The sequence below is a fragment of the Pseudomonas sp. HLS-6 TE3448 genome, assembly GCF_053629555.1.
The window spans coordinates 3738832-3759656 of sequence record NZ_JBRJIO010000001.1; the positions used below are offsets into that span (position 1 = coordinate 3738832).

General features: G+C 60.5%; 19 protein-coding genes and 1 tRNA gene. 8 read left to right on the forward strand and 12 right to left on the reverse strand.

Annotation, left to right across the window (positions count from 1 at the left end):
- Positions 1 to 64 precede the first annotated feature (64 nt).
- The 3 genes from AB7M23_RS17275 to AB7M23_RS17285 are packed head-to-tail and all read right to left on the reverse strand — an operon-like array spanning position 65 to position 2465.
- A complete protein-coding gene (locus tag AB7M23_RS17275; protein WP_099774653.1) occupies positions 65 to 301 on the reverse strand; it encodes a thioredoxin family protein in 237 nt (78 codons plus the stop codon).
- Positions 302 to 320: 19 nt separating this feature from the next.
- Positions 321 to 1358, reverse strand: a complete 1038-nt coding sequence (locus tag AB7M23_RS17280) for a permease (RefSeq protein WP_454241471.1) — start codon at positions 1356 to 1358, stop codon at positions 321 to 323.
- Between the two features lie 27 nt (positions 1359 to 1385).
- Entirely contained in the window at positions 1386 to 2465 is a 1080-nt protein-coding gene (locus tag AB7M23_RS17285) for an ArsO family NAD(P)H-dependent flavin-containing monooxygenase (RefSeq protein WP_454241472.1), read from the reverse strand.
- Between the two features lie 360 nt (positions 2466 to 2825).
- On the opposite strand from AB7M23_RS17285, the gene AB7M23_RS17290 reads away from it, so the two are divergent.
- The 4 genes from AB7M23_RS17290 (at position 2826) to arsJ (ending at position 6322) form a co-directional block, all read left to right on the forward strand.
- Positions 2826 to 3182 carry a metalloregulator ArsR/SmtB family transcription factor gene (locus AB7M23_RS17290; protein ID WP_065761202.1) on the forward strand — a complete coding sequence of 119 codons (357 nt, stop codon included), beginning with the start codon at positions 2826 to 2828 and terminating at the stop codon, positions 3180 to 3182.
- A gap of 73 nt (positions 3183 to 3255) precedes the next feature.
- A complete protein-coding gene (gene arsH / locus AB7M23_RS17295) occupies positions 3256 to 3972 on the forward strand; it encodes an arsenical resistance protein ArsH (RefSeq protein ID WP_099774662.1) in 717 nt (238 codons plus the stop codon).
- Between the two features lie 111 nt (positions 3973 to 4083).
- Positions 4084 to 5088 carry an ArsJ-associated glyceraldehyde-3-phosphate dehydrogenase gene (locus AB7M23_RS17300; protein WP_330522665.1) on the forward strand — a complete coding sequence of 335 codons (1005 nt, stop codon included), beginning with the start codon at positions 4084 to 4086 and terminating at the stop codon, positions 5086 to 5088.
- Between the two features lie 13 nt (positions 5089 to 5101).
- Entirely contained in the window at positions 5102 to 6322 is a 1221-nt protein-coding gene (gene arsJ, locus AB7M23_RS17305; RefSeq protein WP_065761199.1) for an organoarsenical effux MFS transporter ArsJ, read from the forward strand.
- Positions 6323 to 6330: 8 nt separating this feature from the next.
- Here arsJ and AB7M23_RS17310 read toward each other — a convergent pair whose 3' ends face one another.
- Positions 6331 to 7065 (reverse strand): phytanoyl-CoA dioxygenase family protein, encoded by a 735-nt coding sequence (locus AB7M23_RS17310; RefSeq protein ID WP_454241473.1) that lies wholly within the window; start codon positions 7063 to 7065, stop codon positions 6331 to 6333.
- 292 nt (positions 7066 to 7357) lie between these two features.
- On the opposite strand from AB7M23_RS17310, the gene AB7M23_RS17315 reads away from it, so the two are divergent.
- Positions 7358 to 7870: a GNAT family N-acetyltransferase gene (locus AB7M23_RS17315; RefSeq protein WP_065761197.1), complete on the forward strand. Its 513-nt coding sequence runs from the start codon at positions 7358 to 7360 to the stop codon at positions 7868 to 7870.
- A gap of 372 nt (positions 7871 to 8242) precedes the next feature.
- A tRNA-Gln gene (locus tag AB7M23_RS17320) sits at positions 8243 to 8317 on the forward strand.
- Positions 8318 to 8536: 219 nt separating this feature from the next.
- On the opposite strand, the gene AB7M23_RS17325 is transcribed toward AB7M23_RS17320, so the two are convergent.
- Entirely contained in the window at positions 8537 to 10249 is a 1713-nt protein-coding gene (locus AB7M23_RS17325) for an amidase (RefSeq protein WP_454241474.1), read from the reverse strand.
- Between the two features lie 497 nt (positions 10250 to 10746).
- Here AB7M23_RS17325 and AB7M23_RS17330 point away from each other — a divergent pair, with 497 nt between their 5' ends.
- Entirely contained in the window at positions 10747 to 11913 is a 1167-nt protein-coding gene (locus AB7M23_RS17330) for an HPP family protein (RefSeq protein WP_454241475.1), read from the forward strand.
- Here AB7M23_RS17330 and AB7M23_RS17335 read toward each other — a convergent pair.
- From AB7M23_RS17335 to AB7M23_RS17365, 7 genes are all read right to left on the reverse strand, one after another.
- Entirely contained in the window at positions 11887 to 12750 is an 864-nt protein-coding gene (locus AB7M23_RS17335) for a LysR family transcriptional regulator (protein WP_454241476.1), read from the reverse strand. The two genes, AB7M23_RS17330 and AB7M23_RS17335, sit on opposite strands and share 27 nt — an antisense overlap.
- Before the next feature lie 128 nt (positions 12751 to 12878).
- Complete coding sequence (locus AB7M23_RS17340; protein WP_454241477.1) at positions 12879 to 13715, reverse strand: nitrilase family protein; 837 nt, start codon at positions 13713 to 13715, stop codon at positions 12879 to 12881.
- A complete protein-coding gene (locus AB7M23_RS17345) occupies positions 13712 to 15142 on the reverse strand; it encodes a purine-cytosine permease family protein (protein WP_099774674.1) in 1431 nt (476 codons plus the stop codon). Before AB7M23_RS17345 ends, AB7M23_RS17340 begins: the two co-directional genes overlap by 4 nt.
- Positions 15143 to 15308: 166 nt before the next feature.
- Positions 15309 to 16391, reverse strand: a complete 1083-nt coding sequence (gene ada / locus AB7M23_RS17350) for a bifunctional DNA-binding transcriptional regulator/O6-methylguanine-DNA methyltransferase Ada (RefSeq protein ID WP_454241478.1) — start codon at positions 16389 to 16391, stop codon at positions 15309 to 15311.
- A gap of 134 nt (positions 16392 to 16525) precedes the next feature.
- Complete coding sequence (gene alkB, locus AB7M23_RS17355) at positions 16526 to 17182, reverse strand: DNA oxidative demethylase AlkB (protein WP_454241479.1); 657 nt, start codon at positions 17180 to 17182, stop codon at positions 16526 to 16528.
- A gap of 116 nt (positions 17183 to 17298) precedes the next feature.
- Positions 17299 to 18291 carry an asparaginase gene (locus AB7M23_RS17360; protein WP_454241480.1) on the reverse strand — a complete coding sequence of 331 codons (993 nt, stop codon included), beginning with the start codon at positions 18289 to 18291 and terminating at the stop codon, positions 17299 to 17301.
- A gap of 97 nt (positions 18292 to 18388) precedes the next feature.
- A complete protein-coding gene (locus tag AB7M23_RS17365; RefSeq protein ID WP_454241481.1) occupies positions 18389 to 19831 on the reverse strand; it encodes an alanine/glycine:cation symporter family protein in 1443 nt (480 codons plus the stop codon).
- Between the two features lie 174 nt (positions 19832 to 20005).
- Here AB7M23_RS17365 and AB7M23_RS17370 point away from each other — a divergent pair, with 174 nt between their 5' ends.
- Positions 20006 to 20824, forward strand: a complete 819-nt coding sequence (locus AB7M23_RS17370) for a helix-turn-helix domain-containing protein (RefSeq protein WP_454241482.1) — start codon at positions 20006 to 20008, stop codon at positions 20822 to 20824.
- The last annotated feature ends 1 nt before the right edge of the window (position 20825 follow it).

A 20825-nucleotide genomic window follows, 5' to 3' on the forward strand; every position in this document is an offset into this window, starting at 1 on the left:
TGGTGTATTGATGCGGGAACTACCTGTGCGCGTATGCGCACAGGTAACGCAGTGGCTGCCTATCTCAAGCGCTGAGCCACTGTTCGACCTTGTCACGGGAGGGGACGCCCCCTGAGTGAACAACCTTTCCATCAATCACAACGCTGGGCGTGGACATAACCCCGTAGCTGACGATCTGTTGCATGTCTTCGATCTTCTCCAGCTTCACCGGGATGCCTGTCGCGCTCGCCACCTGTTCGATGATGGCCACCGTTGATTTGCATTTGGCACAACCGCTACCCAGAACCTTGATGTCTTTCATAAAAACCTCAATACGTGGATTAAAGCGCGAAGTTGAAGAGGTAACCGACGATGAGAATGCCGACGCCGACGACCCCAATGAAGGTGGCTATCAGGCGAACCTTCAGCACCTTGCGCAAGATCACCATCTCCGGAAGGGAGAGGGCGATGACACTCATCATGAAGGCCAGCACAGTGCCCAGCGCCGCGCCCTTTGCGAGCAGTGCCTGCACGATCGGGATGATGCCTGCAGCATTGGTGTACATGGGGATACCGATAAGCACCGCGAGCGGAACCGACCACCAGGCTTCCTTGCCCATGAAGCTGGCCATGAAATCCTCAGGCACATACCCGTGAATGCCCGCGCCAATGGCAATACCGGCAAGGATGTAAGGCCATACTCTCCCAACGATTTCACGCACGCTGTTAAACCCGGCATTTATCCGCTCATACAGCGGCATACTCGTGTCACCGGCGGTTGCCTGGATTTTGGGCATTTCACGAACCCAGTCCTCCAGATAGGCCTCCATTTTCAGTCGTCCAATGACCCAACCTGCGACAACCGCAATAAACAAACCCAAGCCCAGGTACAGCAGTGCGATCTTCCAGCCGAACAGGCCAAGCAACAGTGTCAGCGCTACCTCATTCACCATAGGCGCGGAAATGAGGAAAGAGAACGTCACCCCTAGTGGCACGCCCGCTTGAACAAAACCTATGAATAGAGGAACGGCTGAGCAGGAGCAAAATGGAGTAAACACACCAAGTGACGCGGCCATGACATTGGCCATCCCCTCGCTGCGTCCCGCCAGCATTGCGCGGGTGCGCTCAGGCGTGAAGTGGGAGTTGATCATGCCCATCAAGAACACAATGCCGGTCAGCAGCATCAGCACTTTGGGTGTGTCGTAGAAGAAAAACTGTAAGGCGCCGCCAAGGTGGCTATTGCGATCAACCGGAAGCGTTGCGACCAACGCTTCGGACGCAGGAATCAGGGCCTCATACAGTCCGAACCAGACAGACGCGGCCACTGCCAAAAAGAGGCGGGGGTTACGTTCAGGCCAGCGCACAATTACTTCGTTCATGCACACGACTCCCAGGGTGCAGACGCACTAGACCACGGACGAATGGCCAAGAAAGGCTAAAATTTCGTTGACGGTGCTACGTGCGCTGCGTGCTACGCCGATCAACGTGGCAGAAGCCGAACCTGTCCACTCGCCATAGCCGACCAGCCATAGCCTCGGTTCTTGGGTCGAGTGAGTGCCTTCGACGTCAACGCGGCCTTCGGCATTGATTACGCCAAGTCCATTCAGATGCTGCAGGGCTGGCCTGAATCCGGTACACCAGATCACCACATCCACGGCAGATTCAGTTCCATCGGCCCACCTCACGCCGTTGCGAGTGAAATGTTCAAAAGGGCGTACAGATCTGAGAGCGTTACGCTCACGAGCCTTGACAACGGGAGGCACCATGACGATGTCTCCCAACCCGCCGACGGGTTGGTCAATGACACGCCCCTCCTGTTGAGCTTTCAATCGCTCAGTCGCACGCTCGAAAAGTACCCGCCCATCAACATTGTCAGGCAGAAACACCGGTTCAGCAGGGGTTACCCATGTGGTCTCGGCGACCTTGGAAACTTCTGCCAGAATCTGCGCCCCGGAATTACCGCCGCCCACCACCAGCACCTTCTTGCCCGCAAATGCATGTGCTTCAACATAGTGCGCAGAGTGCAACTGCCGCCCAGCGAACTGTTCGGCACCGGGGTAGTGAGGAATGTAAGGGTTGCTCCAGGTACCTGTCGCGCTGATGACAACCTTGGCATCCCAATGCCTGTCGTCAGCGTGTACTCGCAAGCCAGACGCTGTACGCTCCACACGCGAGACCTGCACTGGGCGCTCGACCGGAAACTGGTACCGCTGCTCGTACTGGTTGAGGTACCCGATCACATGATTTCGTGTCGGGTAGCCATCTTGCGTGGGGGGCATCATCCAGCCGGGGATTGAACTCCAGGTGGACGGTGAGAACAGGCGCAGTGAGTTCCAGCCATGACGCCAGGCGCCTCCTGGCGCTTCCTCTGCGTCGAGGATGACGAAAGAAAGTTGGGTGCGGCGCAGGAAATACGCTACAGCCAAGGCTGATTGGCCCCCACCGATGATGACGATGTCTAGTTGACTGCTAAGCGGATGAGCCATGGGAGGGGAGCCTGGAGTCGATGCGGGGCGGTGCTTAGTATAGCGACTCCGTTTTGACGCCAACTGATCTGGCTCACAAAGCCATTGCGATTATCAGGCGAAAAAAGTGCATTTTCAGATGGCCATGACTGCTATGCGTTTTGCGTTTCGTGCAAACCACAGGCCTCTTGACTCGCCAACCAGCCAGGAAACGAAGGTGGCGCTTTACTGTATATTTGAAAAATCATATATTCGTTTAACCATATAAGCCCCTGAACTTGGCAATGAGCGGCAAGCCCGATGCTTACCGCCATCCTCTTCACGACAGCCATGAACATATCAAGAGGTTTGTGCTGGTGAAAACCAAACGTCGAGACCCCTATGGCTGACCCCCTGACGCCAACCACCGTATTCAAATGCCTGGCCGATGAGACCCGCGTTCGCCTGATGTTGCTCATTGCTCGTGAGCAAGAGCTGTGCGTTTGTGAGCTCACCTGTGCGCTCGATGAAAGCCAGCCCAAGATTTCCCGTCATCTGGCACAGCTGCGCAATTGCGGTTTGCTTGAGGATCGTCGGCAGGGGCAATGGGTTTATTACCGCCTGCATCCCAACCTCCCGGCCTGGGTGATCGCTGTGCTCAAGAGCACCCTTGACGCCAACCAGCGTTGGCTCAGCCCCGACGCCAAGCGCCTTGACGTGATGGGTGACCGCCCACAGCGCCTTTCTGCTTGCTGTTGAGTCAACGCTTGCCCGAGCTGTGCTCGGCTTTTATGAGATAGCCCGCAGGGCGCACTTGCTCAGGAGTCAATCCGTGACTGAAGAACATCTCCCCAACCTTAATGCTGAACTGGTCGAACTGCCGACTCCCGATAAGCTTGGCAGTACCCTGTTGGCCACGCACAAGCCACGCATCCTGCTTCTGTACGGCTCGACCCGCGAGCGCTCGTTTAGCCGCTTGCTGACGGAGGAAGCCGCTCGCTTGCTGGAGCATTTCGGTGCCGAAACACGAATCTTCAATCCATCCGGTCTGCCCTTGCCTGACGATGCTCCGGACAACCATCCCAAGGTGCAGGAACTACGCGAGCTGATGCAGTGGTCGGAGGGGCAGGTTTGGTGCTCACCTGAGCGTCACGGTGCGATGACTGCCGTGTTCAAGGCGCAGATTGACTGGGTACCGCTGGCCATGGGCGCCGTGCGTCCGACCCAGGGCAAGACCCTGGCCGTGATGCAAGTCAGTGGAGGGTCTCAGTCTTTCAATGTGGTCAATCAGTTGCGCGTACTCGGACGCTGGATGCGCATGTTCACCATTCCGAACCAGTCGTCGGTACCCAAGGCCTACCTGGAATTCGACGAAGAGGGCCGTATGAAGCCGTCGACGTTCTACGACCGCGTCGTGGATGTGATGGAAGAACTGGTGAAATTCACCCTGCTGTTGCGTGAGCGCTCCGACTATTTGGTCGACCGTTATTCCGAGCGAAAGGAGTCCGCAGAAGAACTCTCCAGGCGTGTCAATCAACGCGCCATTTGAAGGGTTCGTTACTGTTTCGTAATGCCCGTACGTCATTATCAACGGCATCTACAAGTCCGACATCGTCACGTCGTAACTACCTGCAGGCCGTTGCTTCAAGAGAACAAACACATGCGTATAAAAGTAGGTATCAACGGTTTCGGTCGCATCGGTCGTCTTGCCTTGCGTGCAGCCTGGAGCTGGCCTGAGTTTGAGTTCGTGCAGATCAACGATCCGGCAGGCGACGCAGCAACGCATGCGCACCTGATCAACTTCGATTCGGTGCATGGCCGCTGGTGCCACGAAGCGAGCGCCGAGGGTGATCAGGTTGTGATTGACGGCAAGCGGATCAAGGTGACCGCCAACAAGGCGATTGCCGACACCGACTGGTCGGGTTGCGATCTGGTCATCGAAGCCAGCGGCAAGATGAAAACCGTTGCGGTACTTCAGGCCTACCTGGATCAGGGTGTGAAGCGTGTGGTTGTGTGCGCGCCGGTCAAGGAAAGCGGCGCGCTGAACGTTGTCATGGGGGTTAACCAACACCTGTTCGACCCGGCATTGCACCGTATCGTGACCGCAGCCTCCTGTACCACCAACTGCCTGGCCCCGGTGGTCAAGGTGATCCATGAAAACCTGGGGATTCGCCACGGCTCGATCACCACTATTCACGACCTGACCAACACCCAGAGCATCCTTGATCAGCCGCACAAGGATTTGCGTCGCGCCCGTGCCTCGGGCATGAGCCTGATCCCGACGACCACGGGTTCTGCCACCGCGATTGCCGAGATCTTCCCTGAGCTGCGCGGCAAGCTGAACGGCCATGCCGTGCGCGTGCCGCTGGCCAACGCCTCGCTTACCGATTGCGTGTTCGAAGTCGAGCGCGCTACCTCCGTGGATGAGGTCAACGCGTTGCTTAAAGCGGCCGCAGAGGGCCCGCTGAAAAATATCCTGGGCTATGAAGAACGCCCGCTGGTGTCCATCGACTACCGCACCGACCCGCGCTCCTCGATCATTGATGCGCTCTCGACCTTGGTGGTCAATGACACCCAGGTGAAGATCTACGCCTGGTACGACAACGAGTGGGGGTACGCCAACCGTGCTGTCGAGCTGGCCAGGCTGGTCGGTTTGGCAGGCTGAGAAGAGAGTGATCATGCACGCGCTGTCAGCCCTCTCCCCGCAGGTGCGCCAGTACCTGCTGGTCACCGGTAATTACTGGGCCTTTACGCTCACCGACGGTGCACTGCGCATGTTGGTGGTGTTGCACTTCCATGCGTTGGGCTACAGCCCGTTGCAGATTGCGTTCCTGTTCCTGTTCTACGAGATCTTCGGGGTCATTACCAATCTGTTGGGTGGCTACCTTGGCGCCCGGGTGGGTCTGAATCGCACCATGAACATTGGTCTGGGGCTCCAGGTGGCGGCGTTGTTGATGCTTGCCGTACCTGCGGCTTGGCTGACCATCCCTTGGGTGATGGGTGCCCAGGCAATGTCGGGGATTGCCAAAGACCTCAACAAGATGAGCGCCAAGAGTTCAATAAAACTCCTGGTGCCCGACAGTCAACAAGGCACGCTCTACCAGTGGGTAGCGATCCTTACCGGCTCGAAGAACGCATTGAAGGGCGTTGGCTTCTTCCTAGGCGGCGCATTGCTCGCGCTGATGGACTTCAAAAGCGCAGTACTGGTCATGGCGGCGGTCTTGGCGTTGATCTGGCTAGCTAGCCTGTTCTTGCTGAAGAAAGATCTTGGCAGGGCCAAAGGAAAGCCAAAGTTCCGCGACATCCTGTCCAAGAGCCGGGCAATCAATATCCTCTCGGCAGCGCGAATGTTCCTCTTTGGTGCCCGCGATGTGTGGTTCGTGGTGGCCTTGCCGGTCTACCTGAGTAGCGTGTTTGGCTGGGATTTCTGGCAGGTGGGCGGATTCCTGGCTGCCTGGGTGATCGGCTACGGCATTATCCAATCGCTGGCTCCAAACATCACAGGAAAGAAACGCGGCCACGTTCCTGATGGGCGGGCTGCCTTCGTTTGGGCGGGGCTGTTGGCAGGCCTGCCTGCGGCCATTGCCCTGGGACTCTCGGCGGGCGGCTCTCCGCAACTTGTGCTGCTGGGCGGCCTCCTGGTGTTTGGCGCACTGTTTGCCGTGAACTCGTCGCTGCACAGTTACCTGATCGTTTCCTACGCCAAGGAAGATGGGGTGTCCTTGGACGTAGGCTTCTACTATATGTCCAATGCAATGGGACGATTACTGGGCACTGTGTTGTCGGGCTGGATTTATCAGCGTTACGGGCTGGAGGCGTGCTTGTGGGTTTCCACCGCATTCGTCCTGTTGGCCGCACTGATTTCCGTGGCCTTGCCTCGGCACGCGATTGTGCACTAACGATTCAATCAACCGGCCTGAACCACGCTTGGGTCGGTTGAGCGTACAGAATGACCACCATCGTCATACCCAACGAAGGCTAAATCCGAAGGATCGAATCGATCGCTCGTGTCCATCCGTACATTTCGCAGGCCCACTGTTTCCAGGTGCGACGCGTACAGACGCTCAGAAAAATAGCTGATCAGCAGGGTGCGACGGCGTGCGCCGATTGCGTTCAGGCTGGCGGCATGCACCAGATCGACATCAAACACCAGAATGTCACCCGCAGCGCCTGAAAGCTGCACAGATCTGGATTCGTCGTTGAAGTCGAACGGCGGCGCTCCGTGCTCGGGGCGATGGCTGCCGGGGACGATACGGGTTGCGCCGTTCTCAGGGCCATAATCGTCGAAATAAGCTAAAGCGCCGACGATGTCGCCTGGTCGTTGCGCCGACAAGTCGCGGTGCAGTTGCTGATGGCCGCCACCTGCAAGGGGTTCGCGACCCTCGACCTGTGCGAGGAAGAACCGTTCTCCAATCAGCTCGCCAACCACCGTCAGTACCTGCGGCAGACGACACACCGCCTGAACCGTCGCGTCAGTGTCCAGCAGCGAGTGACGCCAGTCCATGCCGCGCGGCACTGGCCATTGGTCAGACGGCTTCACGCCCGCATCGAACACGGCACGAAGGTCACTCAGCCACTCGCTCGGGATTGCGCGACGGAGCAGCACATAACCCTCTCGATGGAGCTGTTCGCGGTCTGTCATAGCGTCCTCAGTTCTCATCGCCACCAACGCGTCTTGCAGGGTGGCCCGGCGCTAGACTAAAGCAATCGACAAAACCGGCCAATGATTCAGCGCAGCGTTTGCGAGCCCACTACGACGATCAGTCAGGTGTGCCAGCAGGACCTTGACGGTGATGGCGTTGCAACACCAACCGCATGATCCTTAGCAACTGCACGGATCACCGGTAGCATTCTCGCCTTTTTTTATAAACAATAGCGCGCGCAAAACGGCCGTTGCCTGCGGCCGCCATTAGTATTTTCTCTTTGAGCTTCCCATGCCTTCGACGACTGACATCACCCTTGAACTGGTGCAGGCCAGCCCTGATCAAATCGAACTGGTGCGTAACCTGTACCAGTTCTATGCCTACGAGTCCTCGGACTGGGAGCAGGAAGACGTTGAACTGGACGGTCGCTTCTATATCCACGATGAGCACCTGCAGCGCTACTGGCAAGAGCCGCAGTGGAGCGCCAACCTGTTGCTGGTCGATGGTTTCATTGCCGGTTTTCTGCTGATCGAGCGCAGTGACTTACCCGGTATCGATGCCCTGGAACTGGCGGATCTGTTCATCCTGAAAAAGTACCGCCGTAAAGGCATCGGGCGTGCTGTAGCGGCCCAGATGCTGATGAGTGCGGAGCATGCCTGGCTGGTGCGTTACTACTATCAGGATGAAGCCGCAGCGGCATTCTGGGGTTCAGTCATGGAGCACCTGCCGCGCGCGGTTCAGGCTATCGAGCCGGATGATGACCCCGAACTGTTGAGCTTCCTGCTACCGCGCGTGGTGCACTGAGTACGCGTAGGGTACTGAAAGCACTGCTAACCTTCGGCCAGGTAATGAAATCTTCATGAAATCGAGGTGTTTTCAGTTTGATTTCTACCGTGCAGGAATTTAGTTTCTGCACGCATTTCGCGGGTTCGCAAGGGGCCCGTCCTGGGCGATGCCTCTAGGCGACATTGCTGCAAGCAAACGAGGAATGACGGTAGCCTGATTGGGGGCTCTTGGCGGTGAGACAGTAAATTGCTGTTTTAAAACCGATTTTTTTGTTTTTGAGGCTTCCCATACAGCGCGAAAGTTGATAAATTTCGCACATTCCTGCAGCGGCACTGGTTCGCAAGCTGCAGAATCTTCAATCGAGTGCATGACACTCGTCGCAACAGATACAGGGGCGTCGCCAAGCGGTAAGGCAGCAGGTTTTGATCCTGCCATGCGTTGGTTCGAATCCAGCCGCCCCTGCCATTTTCTATCAGCATCCACGTATGGCTCAGCGCGCAGATTCTGCTCGAGTTCAGGGTGTTCGTCTTTTCGGGAAGCGCGATCTAGTGTTTCCTGAATCAGCAATATTTACCTCCATGTAAAGTCTCTGGCATAGCACCGATTGGCCCACTGTCTTGTTCCTGTGCCGTGCGTTTGATGGCCGGGATCGGGGCCTTTACTGCCCCAATCCCGGCATTTCGGTTACTGGCCAGCCGACAGTGGTGGTGTGCGTGGTGGGATCATTCGTTTGTTCCCGGTCGATTCAAACGCGCAAGCAAGGTGCAACAAGTTTGAATCGTCATAGGCACGCCCAGCGAAGGTCAGCCCCACGGGCATACCGATGTCCTTCATCACGCCCATTGGTACGGTGACGGTTGGAACCCCGAGGTGGCGGATGGCGAGGTTGCCGTTGGCGACCCATACGCCGTTGCTCCAGGCAATGTCTGCAGCTTCAGGGTCGACATCGGCATTTGCCGGCCCAACGTCGGCTACTGTCGGGAAGATCACCGCATCCAGGCCAAGCCGTTCCATCCAGTCTTCGAGGTCGATCTTGCGGGTCTTTTCAAGCCCACGCAGCCCGTCTGGCACGGTCGGGATCTTGTCCCACGGCGTAATCCCGCGCTCGGCCATTCGCACGTATTCGTCCATGCCAGCGGCAAGGTCGCCCTCGCGGTTAGGCAGAGTACCCGGGTCGTGGGGGAAGATCAGCGGGCCGTTCACATCGACCAGACGGTTCAACTTCGGATCGCCGTTGGCCTGCAGGAAGTCATCGAACGCCCAGGCGGTCAAGTCCCACAGTTCGTGATGCAGGAACTCTTTGGACACCAGGCCTCGCGTAAACACGGTCGGCGCCCCTGGGCGATCACCCTCGCAATTGGAGACCAGCGGGAAATCGACTTCGATCACTTCAGCCCCGGCGGCTTCGAGTGCCTTGCGTGCGTCTTCCCAGAGCGCAATCACTGACGGGCGGGTATTGATACGTTGCCCGGTCGGACCACCGATGCCTGGGGCCTCCGCGGTGCCCGCTTCGGGGTCTGCATTGATGTACATGCGGGGAACGCCGAGCCGTTTGCCAGCCAGTGCCTCAGGCTTCGCGGCAAGCGACAGGTAGGAGGCAGGACGAACCGAGGCGACACTCGGAATCGGCACCCAGGGCTGCATCCGCCACAGATCGCCGCGGGTGTCGGGATCTTCTGCGACCACCACATCGAGCACTTCGAGCAGATCGGCCATGGTTCTGGCGTACGGCACGACAACGTCCATCGTCGGCGTCAGCGGCCAGTTGCCGCGCACCGAAATCACCCCACGCGAAGGCGTATAGGCGCACAGGCCGTTGTTCGAGGCCGGGCCGCGCCCGCTCGACCAGGTCTCTTCCGCCAGGCCGAAGGCTGCGAAGCTGGCCGCGGTGGCAGTACCGGCGCCGTTCGATGAGCCCGATGCGAAGGGGGCGGTGAGGTAGTCGGCGTTGTACGGGCTCTCTGCTCGGCCGTAGACCCCACGCTGCATGCCGCCGTTGGCCATGGGCGGCATGTTGGTCTTGCCCAGGCAGATTGCACCGGCGGCGCGCAGTCGTTCGATGGTGAACGCGTCGCAATAGGCAATCAGGTCGACAAATGCCGGGCTGCCAGAGGCGGCAGTGAGGCCCTTGACCAGATAGCTGTCTTTGGCGGTGTAGGGAATGCCATCGAGTGGCCCCAAGGTTTCACCCCTGGCCCGACGGGCATCGGAAGCCTGCGCGTCCTTGAGTGCGTCCGGGTTGCGAACCACCACTGCATTGAGCGCGGTGGCTGTGCCAGGGGCGTCATAGGCGTCGATCCTGGCGAGGTACGCCTGGACGAGCGCGACCGCTGTTGTCTGCCCGGATTCGAGCGCCGCACGCAGGTCGGCAATGGAAACCTCGGTTACCTCGATCATGCTGCGGGTGCTCCGTCACACGGGGAATTGGATACTGGGATGTCAGTTGTCTGAACAGGGTGTCTCATGTCGGTTCTCATTGCACGGCAGGGGCCGGGCTTGCACGCTGGGCCGGGTAAGCGCTTGGGCGTCCTGTCTATCAACACACCAGGAGCGGGTGCGTTAGTGTAACGGTTTGCTGCTACGGTCGACTTCCATTGAAGCGGCACGTTCTGGTAGTTATTGGTTGCAATACGGCCTGCGACGCACGTCAGTGTGACGTTCTGATAACCATCAGCACATTGCCATTCCCGCCCAGGGTTCAAGGGGGAAGGCACCCCCTCGTCGCACCCCTCAAAAATAATGCAGTTTCCCTTCATTTTTTTGCATTACCGCCAGCGTACTCATCTCCTTCAGAATTCCTGCGCAATCGAGTTTTGCCCCGCATGGCTGCTTGCGCAAGGTGTATCGCTCGGTATTGACGGTGCGTGTTTTTTCAAAAGGTATTTGCTCCTCCCATGTCTACCCGTGGTCTGCGTCACTGGCTGCAGCGCCTTGCCCCGGCAACGCTGAACATCCCCCCCAAAGAATGGTTTCGCGCCGGTCTTGGCGCGTTGCTCGGTGTTTTGCTCGCGGGCACGGTGTGCAGCGCGCTGTTCGGCAGCGCGGTGGCCCTGCATCTGCTGGGGCCTTTGGCGGCGTCGGCCGTGTTGCTGTTCGGGGTGCACTCCGGGGCGTTGTCACAACCGTGGCCGCTGATCGGTAGCTATGTCATCGCCGCATTGGTGGCGCTGGGGCTGCACCACTGGATCGGCCCCGGGCTGCTGGCCGCCAGTTCGGCGCTGATGTTGGCCATTCTGCTGATGTGCCTGCTGCGTTGTCTGCATCCACCGGGCGGGGCACTGGCGGTGAGCCTGGCATTGGCGGACCCCTCGCTCGCTGCACTCGGTGTGCAGGTCCTGGAGCCCGTGTTGCTCAACGCCTTGTGCCTGTTGCTGGTGGCGGTGCTGTACAACCGGGCAACCGGGGTGCGCTACCCAAAGACGGCTGCGCCGCGCAAGGACTTGCACCATACCCTCGACCCATTGCCGAGTGAACGGGTAGGGGTCAGTGGCGAAGATCTGGATCAGGCGCTGGAAGCGTTGGGCGAGTTTGTCGATGTCACCCGTGATGAGCTGGAACGGATCATCATGGCCACCGAGCAGCAGGCGTTGAAGCGTAGCCTTGGCGGGATTACCGCAGCCAGGGTGATGTCACGGGACGTACAGTTCGCCACGCCCGGCACCACGCTGGAGCAGGCCTGGCAGCAGTTGTCGGGTCATCATGTGAAGGCTTTGCCGGTGCTCGATGAGACGAAGCGCCTGGTCGGTATTGTCAGCCTGAGTGATTTGATCGGCCCGGCCATGGCCCAGCAACGGTTCAGTTGGCGTGCGCTGTTTGGTCGGCGTCAGCCGGTGCGGCTGGAGACCATCATGAGCCGGCGTGTGGTCAGTGTCGGCAGTCAGCAGCAGGCGGTCACGCTGCTGCCGTTGCTCTGTGAGCAAGGGTTGCATTGCCTGCCGGTGTTGGACGGTGAGCAGGTGGTAGGGGTGATCACTCAGACCGACCTTATTGCCGCGCTCAAGCGTCAGTTGCTCAGCAAAGTGGCAACAGTGCGCTCAGATCTGCGGGTCCCAGCGTTGTGACCAGTCATTGTCGCGGGCGACGACTTCGCGTAATACGCTGAACGCCTGTTGCAGCACTTGCGAGTCGCGTTCGCGGGCATACACCAGGTAGGTGGGGTAGGTGAATTCGGGCGCTTGCGGCACGCGCTCGAACACGCCGCTGTCCAGGTAGGCTTGTACCACGCGTGTGCGAAAATAGCCGCTTCCGCCGTGTTCGAGTATGTACTGCAGGGCCATCGGGCCGAGGTTGAAGCTCAGTGCCGGGCGGGCGCATTCGGGCAAGGCTGCATCGTGCAGGCGGCGGAAGGCATCGCCCCAATCAATGTAGACGTAGGGTTCGGGCGTGCAGGCCTTGCGAATGCGGATCAGCTTCTCTTCCATCAGTTGCTCGACCTGCAGGCCCGGGCCGTAGCTTGGCTGATAGACCAGCACCGCGTCGAGTACCCCTAGCTCCAGCTCTTGCAGCAAGCTGTTGCGCTCGCCGACTTCACAGCGCACGGCGTGGTTTGGCAGTTCCCGCTGCAGGGCACTGACCCAATTGAGCATCAGTGGGTTGCACAGGCTGACTTCGCCGCCGATGTGCAGCACCTGATGGCAGCCATCGGGCAGCGGCAGGTCGCGGCGCGCGGCTTCCCAGGTTTGCACCAGTTGGTTGGCGTACACCACGAAGGCTTCGCCGTCGGCGGTAAGGCTGGCGCCGCTGCGGCTGCGCACGAACAGTTGGCAGGCCAGTTGTTGTTCGAGTTTCTGCACCCTGGCGGTGATGGCGGTCTGTGTGACGTGCAAGCGCTCGGCCGCCGAGGCCAGGCTGCCGCAACGGACGATCTCAAGAAAGGTTCGGGCCAGCTCGATATCCATGAATGCACCTGATCAGCAAGGTGGCCATTCTAGTGGTTTTGTCGGGCATGGGGCGAGGTGTGTGGGTGAGGCAGCGCCGGCAAGGCCGACGCCGGTTTGGCAGGGGCGGTGTCAGCCGCGCAATGCACTCAATCGTAGAGTGCCGGCTGGCGGTCCTGATGTACGTGATTGTTGGCGCTGATGCGCTTGTCGCGGGCCTCGCTGAGGTCCAGGTGGGCAAGGATGATCGCAGGGTCGGCAGCGGCGCCGTGCAGTGGCCCGGCCAAGGGGTAGCCGTTGGCATCGACAATCACCGAGCCGCCGACCCAGTCCACACCGCGTTCAGTGCCACGACGGTCGCAGGCGGCGATATACAGGCGGTTGACCGAGGCGTTGGCCTGCACCCGCACCACTTCAGCAGGACGCTCTCCGGCAGGGCGAGGGCCGTCCGGCCAGTTCACGGGGGCGCACAGCAGTTCGGCGCCGGCCAGTGCCGGCAGGCGCACCCATTCGGGAAACTCCAGGTCGTAGCAGATCATCACGGCAATGCGGCCAAAGCGCGTCTCAACCACCGGCGGCGGGCAGTTGCCGGGGGTGAAAAAACGTTTCTCATCGTTCCACAAGTGCGCTTTGCGGTACACGGCCTGCACGCCGTTGGCATCGATCAATGCCGCGCTGTTGTACAGCTCGTCGCGTTCGGTGCGCTCGCAGAAGCCGCCGACGATGACGATATCCAGCTCCGTGGCCAGCGCCGCCCATTGGCGCAGGGTTTCACCGTGGGCGGTTTCAGCCAGGCTCAGGGCTTCGGCCTTGTCGATGAAGACGTAGCCGCTCTGTACCAACTCTGGCAGGACCACCACCTGCGCGCCCTGGCTGGCTGCCGCACGTATGGCGGCCAGTGCCTGTTGCCGATTGTGCTCAAGGTCGCCGACCCTGGGGGCCAGCTGGCAGCAGGCGACGGTGAGATGTATGGGCGTTGGTTTCATCGTGTGGCTTCCTCAAGCTGGCGGTCGTTGGCGGCCAGCAGGCGTTGTTCGGCGTTCAGGTCCAGGGTTCGGCAGAGGCGCGCATAGATCACACCGGTTACCAGCAGGCCAACGGCGAAGGCAATGTCGGCACCGCCGAGGGCGGCGGCTGCGGGGCCGGTGTAGAAGCTCAGCGACATGAACGGCACCATCGCCAGCAGGCCAATGCCGTAGGCGCTCAGGCCGGCCTTGCCCCAGGCGCCGTAAATGCCGTTGGGGTTGAAGATCTCGCTGATCACATAGTGACCCTTGCGCACACCGTAGAAGTCGACGAGGTTCACCGCCGTCCATGGCACCAGGAAGTACAGCATCAACAGGATGAAGGTGTTGAAGCTGCCCAGGTAACTCTCGGGAATCGCCAGCGCGACGATGAAGACGATGGCAGCGATGATGGCAATGCCAGAGACGCGGATTTTCAGTGACGGGGTAACTTTGCGGAAGCTGTCGATGGCACTGATGCTGGTAAGCATCGCCCCGTAGCAGTTGACGGCCATGATGCCGACCAGCGCCGGTATCGAGATCAGTACAGTAAAGGTGCCCAGCCCCGGGATGAACTGGTTGCCCACTTCACGCACGCTGCCGATGGCATCCGGCGATGGCAGGGCCGAGGCCAGGAAGGCGCCGAGCGACATCAGCCACAGGGCCGATCCGGCCGCGCCGAGGTAGGTCCAGAACACCACCTTGCGGGCAGGCGTATCATGAGGCAGGTAGCGCGAGTAGTCAGAGACGTACACCGAGTAGCTGATCTGGTAGCCCGCTGCTGCAGAGAGTTGTACCAGGAAGGCACCCCAGGAGAAGTGTGCGTTGTCCAGGGCCGCATCGGCCTGCAGGGTCATCACGGCGCTGACGGTCAAGGCGCCGAACACCACGATCATCACGTAGGTCAGCCAGCGTTGAACCGTGTGCAGCAGGTCGTGACCCACCACCGCCAGCACCACGGCAACGGCGATGACGCCCAGGTACCAGGGGGCACGCTGGCCGGGCAGTACGGTGTTGATGGCGTCAGTGGCGAGGATAACGTTGAACACATTGAAACCGATGTACACGAACACCACGGCAGCGAAGGGCACGATGGCGCCTTTGAGGCCGAACTGGGCGCGTGACTGGATCATCTGTGGCAGACCCATGCGGGGGCCCTGGTTGGCGTGAAAGGCCATGAAGAAGGTGCCGAAGCAGACGCCGATGATGATCGCAAGAATCGAGTACAAGGCGCCGAGGCCGAGTGCGGGGCCGGTGAACCCGGTGACCATGGTGGTGAGGACGAAGTTGCCGGTAAACCAGAATGGTGCCTGATGCCAGACTTTGCCATGGCGTTCGGTGCGCGGCACGTAGTCGATGGAGCGAACCTCGATTTTCGGTCGAGCGGTGACCTTGTTGGCGTTGCTCACTGGGAACCTCATGTCTTGTTGTTGTGTACGCGTGTAATGGGCCCGCACTGGCGGACATAAGTGGGGTGGATGTTCCGACAGTGAGTAAGGTCGAGGGAATCGGCGTAGGGAAATAATTACTTCAGAAATTTCTGAAGTAATACCGGCGGTTACTTGAGACCGGTCATCAGGGCTTGACTTCACGCGCCAGCAAGGCGCGTTTGCGCTCCACGCCCCAGCGGTAGCCCGACAGGTTGCCGTCGCTGCGCACCACGCGATGGCAGGGGATGGCCACGGCCAGTGTGTTCGCGGCGCAGGCCTGAGCCACGGCGCGCACCGCCTTCGGTGAGCCAATGCGCTCGGCGATCTGCGCGTAGCTGGCGGTGCTGCCGGCCGGGATTTCGCGCAAGGCCTGCCATACCCGTTCCTGGAAGGCCGTGCCCCGCACATCCAGAGGCAGGTTCAGACCCAGGGCCGGGGCTTCGACGAAGCCAACCACGGTGGCGATCAGTTGCTCGAAGTTGGCGTCTGCGCCGATGAAGTTGGCATTGGGGAACATGTCCTGCACGTCGTGCAGTAGCTGTTGCGGGTCATCTCCCAGGAGAATCGCGCAAATACCCCGCGCGCTCTGCGCGACCAGAATCGAGCCCAGTGAGCATTCACCCACGGCAACGCGGATATCCAGGTGCTGGCCTCCAGCGCGGTAATCACTCGGGCGCATGCCAAGCAGGTGGTCCGAAGCCGCATAGAAACGGCTGTTGGAGTTGAAACCCGCCTCATACAAGGCATCGGTGACCCGGCCGCCGAGGGCCAGTTGCTCGCGTACCCGGCGTGCGCGGTGGGCATTGGCGTAGCCCTTTGGGGTCAGGCCGGTCACGGACTTGAACACCCGATGAAAGTGAAACGGGCTCAAACCGGCATAGGTCGCCAGGTCAGCGAGTGAGGGGAGTTCAGTGCTGCTCTCGATCAGCCGGCAGGCATCGGCAACTCGCGCTGCATGCTGGGCCAGCACTAAGGACGGCGAAGCCCCGGCACGTTTCGAGGGACGATAGCCAGCCGCCTCTGCTGCCTCGGGCGTGTTGAAAAACTCGACGTTTTCCGGTCGCGGCAAGCGCGCAGTGCTGCCTGGGTGGCAGTACACGCCGGTGGTGCGTACGGCATAGACAAACTGCCCATGGGCGGTCGTGTCGCGTGCCAGTACGGCTTGCCAGCGCGGGTCTCGCTCCACTGAAGTGGCCGGCACTGTGGTGCTGTCCTTGTCTGTGTTCATAATGCTGTTCCCGCTGTCAGTGACCTACAGGCTGCACGTTAAGCTGCTATCCGCAGTGAGGCACTCCGACTCTTGCGGTTGAATTCCATCGACAGCATGAGTCACTCATCGAGACACGATGAGACGGTGTTTCGTCAACCCGCCTTACGGAAGGTGAAGTTGATGCGTTGCGCGCCCATCACTGAATGCAGCGCCTCCTTGATTGGCGCTACACCATGGTAACGCAACCGGTCTTCACCACCCCAGACCACCACATCGCCATGAAACAGTGGCACGCGTTGGGGCTTGTCGGCCCGGTGATGGCCGCCAAAGAGGAAAGTGGCCGGGATGCCCAGAGACACCGAGATTATCGGCCAGGTGTAGTCGCGTTCATCTTTGTCCTGGTGAAGGGACATCCGCGAACCGGGTTGATATTGGTTGACCAGGCAGGCATCGGGCACAAAATCGGGGAAGCCTGCTGCGTTTGCCGCCGCTGTCGCCAGCGCTAGAAACGCGCTTGGAAGTTCCGGCCAGGGCTGCCCGCTGGCGGGGTCGATCGGGCTGTAGCGGTAGCCGCTGCGGTCGCTCGTCCAGCCCAGATGCCCGCAGTTGGTCAGGGCCACGGACATGCTGAAACCGCCTGGGGTGACCATGTGCCGAAACGGCGCGACTTCGCAGATGTGGGCCAGGGCCGGCAGCACTGCCTCGACGAAGGGCAGGGCAAAGCCGCGCAACACGCAGGCCTGTTGTGCCAGGGGTTCCATGGCCTGCGTCGGTGTGTGCAGGCCTTCAAACAGATCGAGTGTGCTCATGGTGCTTGCTTCGCGGTTGTGAGGATGCGGCCATTTGGCCCGTCACATCAGCACCAATGTACTCCATTACGTGGGCTCTGGGCTCAGCTGCGCGCCAGCCCGTGCCCAGTGGCCGGTCAGGCCGCGTGTTCGCCGCACAGGTCCAGGGCGAACCAGTGTTCGGCCTCGTCCACACTCAGCCCGGCGCCGAGCAGGGCGAACAGCTTGCCCAAGGCCGCTTCCCGGGTCATGCCGCCCCCGGAGACCAAGCCGACATCGCGCAGGCGGCTGCCGGCGGCGTAGGTGTCGAACAGCACGCTGCCTTGTGGGCACTGGCTGATGGCCGCCAGCACTACGCCGCGCTGACGCGCTTCACTCAGCACCTGCAGCAGTGCGGCATCGTCGGATGGCCCGGTGCCGCTGCCGTAGCATTCCAGCAGCAAGCCCTGGATGCCGCTGTTCAGCACGCTGCGCAGCTGTTCAGCTTGAAAGCCGGGGAACAGTGGCAGCACCGCCAGCTTGACCGGTGTGCGTGGCTGGCGATAGCACAGGCGTGCTGGCAGTGTTTCAGCGCGAGCGCTTTCACGATGACGAGGCAGTTCGGCGAACGCATCGAAGGCTTCGCTGCGCAGCTTGCTGGCACGGGCACCGTGCAGCAGGGCACCGTGAAAGTACAGGTGTACGCCGTCCTCGATACCCGAGGCCATGATGCCGAGGGCACCCCTGAGGTTTTGCCAGGCATCGCTGTTTGGTGCGCCCGCCGGCAGCATCGAGCCGGTCAGCACCACTGGAATATTCAGGCCGAGCAACAGGAATGACAACGCCGCTGCGCTGTAGGCCAGGGTGTCGGTACCGTGCAGCAGCAGGACGCCGTCGTGGCCATCTTCGACCACGGCGTTGACGATGGTGTCACGCATGGCCAGCCAGTTCGCTTGCTGCATGTTGGCGCTGTCCAGCAACGGTTCCAGTTCAAGCAGGCGCCAGGCAGGTGCCGGTGTATCGGGGTGCTCCAGCAGGTAATCGTGCAAGCGTGCCTCGAAGCCGCTGGCCGGGGCCAGGCCTTGTGGCGTTTGCAGCATGCCGATGGTGCCGCCGGTATAGAGGACAAGAAGGTTCTTTACTGCGCGCATGGGAAGCGTCCAGGCAGATGGAAAGTGCGGTGTGAAAGATCGCGGGAGCGGTGGCAGGGAAGGCCGCCCCGGCATAGGGCGGCCTTCAGGTGGTCACTCAGCGTTGCGCCGGTGCCAGTTGGGGTTCAGCGTGCGCCGGGCTTTCGGCGTGTTGGCCCACGGGCCAGGCTTGCGGGTCCAGGTCGAGGTCGGCGAAGCGTGCGGCGTCGAACACCGGTTGTGCGATACCAGCACGGCGCTGCTCGTCATAGTCGCGCATGACCCGCAGGCCGACCTTGAACAGCATGGCCAGGGCGGCCAGGTTGACGAAGGCCAGGCAGGTCATGGTGATGTCGGCAAAGGCGAAGACGGTGGAGAGGTCTTGCACCGAACCCCACAGGATCAGCAGTACCACCAGGCCACGGTAGGCGATCAGCACCAGCCGGTTGCGGCTGAGGAACTGCAGGCTGGTTTCGCCCAGGTAGTAGTTGTAGAGGATGCAGGTGAAGACGAACAGCGACAGCGCAACGCTGACGAACAGACGCCCCCAGTCACCGACTACCGCGGCCAGCGAGTTCTGGGTCAGGGCGATACCGTCACCTTCAAAACCGGGTGTGTAGAAACCCGACAGCAGGATCAGCAGAGCGGTGCAGGTGCAGATCACAAAGGTGTCGAGGAACACGCTGAAGGCTTGTACCACGCCTTGTGCGGCTGGGTGGCGCACCGCGGCAACAGCGGCGACGTTAGGCGCACTGCCCAGGCCCGCTTCGTTGGCGAAAACCCCGCGCTTCACGCCCATGACGATGGCGCTGCCCAGCAGACCGCCGAATGCTGGGGCGAGGCCAAAGGCGCTCTTGATGATGGTTTCCAGCATGGCCGGCACGTGCTCGATCTGGGTGATGATCACGTACAGTGTGACACCGATGTAGGCCAGGGTCTTGACCGGTACCAGCAGGTCGGACACCGAGGCGATACGTTTGATGCCGCCGATGAACACCACGCAGAGCAAGGCTGCCAGGGCAAAGCCGGTCTGCTGTGGTTCAAAGCCAAACGCGTTTTGCAGCGAGTGGGTAACGGTATAGGACTGCAGGCCGTTGAAGGTGAAGCCATAGGTCACCAGCAGCAACACGGCAAACACCACTGCCATCCAGCGCAGTTTCAGGCCATGCTGGATGTAGTACGCCGGGCCGCCACGGTACAGGCCGTCTCCGTCGCTGCGTTTGTAGACCTGGGCCAGGGTGCATTCAAAAAAGCTGCTGGACATACCGACCAGTGCAGTAACCCACATCCAGAACACCGCGCCTGGGCCGCCGAGGGTAACGGCAATGCCGACACCGGCGATGTTCCCGGCACCGACACGGCCGGCAAGGCTCAGCATCAGGGCCTGGAACGAACTCAGTTGGCCTGCCTGGCCGCGCAGCGATTCCTTGAACACACTGAACATGTGGCCGAAATGACGGAACTGGACGAAACGAGAGCGCAAGGTGAAGTAGCTACCCAGTCCGACGATCAGCACGATGAGGAGTTTCCCCGAAAGGAAATCGTTGAGCGCTTCGAGCATGAAGAGACCTCGATTCTTATTGTTTAAGTGAAAGACAAACGACCGCAACAGTGCGGTGCAGGCATGGCGCGCATGGTTGGCCAAGAAAAGCCTGGTTACAATTTCGCGGGTTGATCTGAAATGATGCGACTTGATGCTAAACTGGCGCCGCTAGCATCAATCGGAAGTGCATCAATGAGTGAAAACCTGGGCGTAAACCTCAAACTGGCTTGCAGCCACTACCGCTCTATCTCGGAGGTTTGCCGCCAGCTGTCGATCAACCGTGGACAGTTCAACAAGTACCTCAGCGGCCAGAGCCAACCGACGCCTTACAACCTCAAGCGCATCGGCGACTTTTTCGGTGTCGAGGATTACGAGCTGGGTTTGCCGCCAGAGCAGTTCGCCCGTCTCATCGGCGCGCGCGTTACCGTGCTGCCTGGCGCCGGTCAGGAGGACCCGCTGGTCGACTTGCTGCGTCCTTTGCGTGATCACGGCGGTAACTTGTCGCGTTACTGCGGTTACTACTTCGAGTACTCCAACTGCATGTCGGTGCCGGGCTCGATCCTGCTGTCACTGGTGCACTTGCGTGAAGAGCGGGGCACGTTCCTGTTCGAGCGCCAGGAGCGTCAGGAACGCACCAGCAGCATCGACGTACAGGCTGAAGACTGGGTGCGTTGCCGCTACCTGGGGGCAGCGTTCCAACTGCAGGATCGCCTGTTTCTGGTCGACTACGAGTCGTTGACGGTCAACGAGATGAGCCAGACCATCCTCATCCCCAGCTTCAAGAGCCGCATCACCCGCCTCAATGGGCTGAAGACCGGAGTCTCCAGTGGTGACCGGCGCACCCCGACCTGCACCCGAGTGGTGTGGGAGTACCTGGGGCCGGAAATCAACCGGATCAATGCTTACCGTCAGGTCCGCTTGTACCGGCCGGATGATCCGCGCATCGATGATGATGTGCGTGCGCGCCTGGAGGTTGGGCCCATCCGTAACGGTTTGTTCGAGATTGCCTGAA

Excerpts from the sequence above, each read along its gene's own strand:
- AB7M23_RS17275 (WP_099774653.1), bottom strand. The coding sequence starts at position 301 with ATGAAAGACATCAAGGTTCTGGGTAGCGGTTGTGCCAAATGCAAATCA.
- AB7M23_RS17280 (WP_454241471.1), bottom strand. The coding sequence starts at position 1,358 with ATGAACGAAGTAATTGTGCGCTGGCCTGAACGTAACCCCCGCCTCTTT.
- AB7M23_RS17285 (WP_454241472.1), bottom strand. The coding sequence starts at position 2,465 with ATGGCTCATCCGCTTAGCAGTCAACTAGACATCGTCATCATCGGTGGG.
- AB7M23_RS17290 (WP_065761202.1), top strand. The coding sequence starts at position 2,826 with ATGGCTGACCCCCTGACGCCAACCACCGTATTCAAATGCCTGGCCGAT.
- AB7M23_RS17300 (WP_330522665.1), top strand. The coding sequence starts at position 4,084 with ATGCGTATAAAAGTAGGTATCAACGGTTTCGGTCGCATCGGTCGTCTT.
- arsJ (WP_065761199.1), top strand. The coding sequence starts at position 5,102 with ATGCACGCGCTGTCAGCCCTCTCCCCGCAGGTGCGCCAGTACCTGCTG.
- AB7M23_RS17310 (WP_454241473.1), bottom strand. The coding sequence starts at position 7,065 with ATGACAGACCGCGAACAGCTCCATCGAGAGGGTTATGTGCTGCTCCGT.
- AB7M23_RS17315 (WP_065761197.1), top strand. The coding sequence starts at position 7,358 with ATGCCTTCGACGACTGACATCACCCTTGAACTGGTGCAGGCCAGCCCT.
- AB7M23_RS17325 (WP_454241474.1), bottom strand. The coding sequence starts at position 10,249 with ATGATCGAGGTAACCGAGGTTTCCATTGCCGACCTGCGTGCGGCGCTC.
- AB7M23_RS17330 (WP_454241475.1), top strand. The coding sequence starts at position 10,747 with ATGTCTACCCGTGGTCTGCGTCACTGGCTGCAGCGCCTTGCCCCGGCA.
- AB7M23_RS17335 (WP_454241476.1), bottom strand. The coding sequence starts at position 12,750 with ATGGATATCGAGCTGGCCCGAACCTTTCTTGAGATCGTCCGTTGCGGC.
- AB7M23_RS17340 (WP_454241477.1), bottom strand. The coding sequence starts at position 13,715 with ATGAAACCAACGCCCATACATCTCACCGTCGCCTGCTGCCAGCTGGCC.
- ada (WP_454241478.1), bottom strand. The coding sequence starts at position 16,391 with ATGAACACAGACAAGGACAGCACCACAGTGCCGGCCACTTCAGTGGAG.
- alkB (WP_454241479.1), bottom strand. The coding sequence starts at position 17,182 with ATGAGCACACTCGATCTGTTTGAAGGCCTGCACACACCGACGCAGGCC.
- AB7M23_RS17360 (WP_454241480.1), bottom strand. The coding sequence starts at position 18,291 with ATGCGCGCAGTAAAGAACCTTCTTGTCCTCTATACCGGCGGCACCATC.
- AB7M23_RS17365 (WP_454241481.1), bottom strand. The coding sequence starts at position 19,831 with ATGCTCGAAGCGCTCAACGATTTCCTTTCGGGGAAACTCCTCATCGTG.
- AB7M23_RS17370 (WP_454241482.1), top strand. The coding sequence starts at position 20,006 with ATGAGTGAAAACCTGGGCGTAAACCTCAAACTGGCTTGCAGCCACTAC.